Source organism: Anaerolineae bacterium (genome assembly GCA_013178015.1).
In the GTDB taxonomy this organism is placed as follows: domain Bacteria; phylum Chloroflexota; class Anaerolineae; order DRVO01; family DRVO01; genus Ch71.
In genome coordinates, this window is sequence record JABLXR010000097.1 from 1 (window position 1) to 2,371 (window position 2,371).

Here is a 2,371-nt window from a genome sequence, read left to right on the forward strand (position 1 = left end):
GAAGCCGAGCGTCAGGGGACGTGGGTATTGCACAACGTAGCCCGGATCGAGCCGGAGGGGCCGGAGGCGGAGGCGGACGTAGTGATCCAGGTGGAGGCTGGTGGTCCGCCCACGGCGGTCAGCCTGAGTCGCTGGGATGCGGTGGGCGGCGATGGCGGCGTCACTCATACGTGGACCACGGCCTTCGAGAAGGGCATCGAGCTCTTCCGGGTGTACCGCGGCGCTGAACTGGCCACGGCTCAGCTGGTGGGGGAGGTCACCGCCCAGGGGCGAGCGGCCGACTACCGGTTCGTGGATGGCGGGTTGGCTGCCGGCACCTACTACTACTGGCTGGTGGAAGTAGACGGGTCGGGCGCCGAAGGGCAGCGCTTTGGGCCCAAGTCGGTGGTGGTCGGGACGTCGGGGCAGCGGCTCGACGGCTGGAAGGTGTACCTGCCCCTCACGCTCAAGCCGGAGCGATAGCGCCGAGGTTGAGTCAGCGACGGCAGGCGGGGGCCACCAGTGTTGCGACGGGGCCGATCAGCGATCGGCCCCGTCGGTCTCTTGGACGGCGTGACCAGACGCCGACGGAAGCGCCCGCCGCTGCCGCTTTCGCTCGGACCGGAGCCAGCGGTTCGGGAGTGCCCATCGACCTAGACCCTGACCGCGCCTCAGAACGGGAGGAATCCTCCGCCCTCCTTGAGGCATCCTCCGCCCTCCTCCAGGATCAGGAGGGCCTGCTGTAGGGCGGTCGGAGGTCTGGCAGGAGTCAGGCTGCCCAGCACGCACTCCCGGGCATAGTTCGGGTCGTAGCGAGCCGGATAGAGGCGGAAGAGGGTCTGGAACCGGGCTATGCGGGAGCGACGTGGCAGGAGCGACCGAAGCTGAGGATCCAGCAGCCAGGACACCATGAAGGCGGCTTGCGGGCTGTAGTCGGGGAAGTGCTGGCGATAGTGGTGACGTGCTGCCGTCATAGCTCGGGTGACCGAACGCTCGCTCAGGTCGGCGCCGGGCCCGACGTGCATCTCCAGAGCATCGTCGCCCGGGGCGAGCAGAGGGTCGGGGACGGGAGGCCCAAGGCGGACCTCCGCCCGCCGACACAGCCCATCGGCGCCGATGATAGCGTTGGCCTCCAGGACGGCGTCGGCCGTGCGGACGTGGGCGATCAGGGCGGGTTCGCACGAACAGGTGGGCCGCCAGGCGTAGCCTCGAGCGTCGTAAGCAGTGCCGTCCTCAGGAAGGACCAAGAGAGCATAGGGGGCATGCGGACGGAAGGCCCGCACCAACCCGGTGAACGGCTGGAGCGAAAAGGAGAAGCCGTCGTGGTCGAACGAGACCAGCCTGAGGTCGTAGGCAAGATCGGGTAGGTCGGCGTAAGGGATGCCCCGGGAGACTCGGAAGGCGAGCTCCCGCACGCGGCTTCGGGCTTCCTCTACCAGATGGCGAGGCAGGCGGCGAGTGCTGGCACGGGAGGGCATCTCGGCCGCGGCGGCCAGGACCGCCAGGAGGTTCGCGGCAGGAGCCACGCCTGGCAGCCGGCGTTCCAGAGGCTCAAGTTCTGCCAGCAGCGACAGATCGAACCGGCGGGCGTCCATCAGCAAGTATTGGAGTAGCAGCAACAGGGCCCGGAACCGAGGCGCCCCGGCCACCAGTGTCAGGTCGGAGAGGACGCTCTGTTCGGCTGGGACGTCGGCGCTTGGCCCAGGGGCGAGGTAGCGGAGGCCGCGCACTACCCTTGAGGCATCGGTGGCCTCGCGGTCGGACCGTTTGGCCCAGGCCAGGAAGGACACGAACTCCTCCGCCAGCGCCCGGTCCAAGTGGGGGTGCAGTGGCAAAGCGCGCAGATAAGCCATCAGGTCCGAGGCTGACTCGCGGTCCAGAATGGCCTCCTTCGGAAGCCATTGTGAGAGGAGGCCAGAGGGAGTGCAAGGGCGGCGCCGAGGCTTCCAGGGAACACGCCTGTGGCCGAATGCCGCTCCGGCCTCGTGATAGGGCGCCTCGGGGGTGTGGCGGTAGGATGGAGTGGCGTGCAGTGTGGACGTCTGCGACCCATCCCGAGGCAATGTCGCAGGGGCTGCCGCCTGGATTCCCCGAGAACGCACGGGGTAGACCCGCTAGCTGGCGACACGAGGCCTATCTCTGCGGGCTGAGGGAGAGCCTCAGCCGGCGAACAGCCTGCCTTGAGTCGGCCGCGGGGCCGGCTTGCCTAGTCCCGGCTGCCGGGTTGGCTCCCAGCGGCCACTCGCTGCCTCGATCATGGGTTGTCGTAGGGCTTTCTCAAAGTCGAACCAGCGTTGGGCGAGCTGCCACGTGGCGCTGGCCAGCAACCACGGCCGGCCAGCGAGCAGGCGAGGAACAGAGGCGATGCAGCATCCGATAGCGCCCAGACTGG

The 2,371-nt window shown here is 68.6% G+C and carries 2 protein-coding genes; one reads left to right on the forward strand and one right to left on the reverse strand.

Annotated features, from left to right (window positions below; genetic code table 11):
- Window positions 1-462 (forward strand): hypothetical protein (locus HPY83_19640; protein ID NPV10160.1); only part of this gene is annotated, 462 nt, incomplete at its 5' end.
- 188 nt (window positions 463-650) lie between these two features.
- Here HPY83_19640 and HPY83_19645 read toward each other — a convergent pair.
- Entirely contained in the window at window positions 651-1,832 is a 1,182-nt protein-coding gene (locus tag HPY83_19645; GenBank protein ID NPV10161.1) for a hypothetical protein, read from the reverse strand.
- Window positions 1,833-2,371: the final 539 nt, after the last annotated feature.

What these genes read in the sequence shown, in the direction of transcription:
- HPY83_19645 (NPV10161.1), bottom strand. Translation starts at nt 1,832, where the DNA reads ATGGCTTATCTGCGCGCTTTGCCACTGCACCCCCACTTGGACCGGGCG.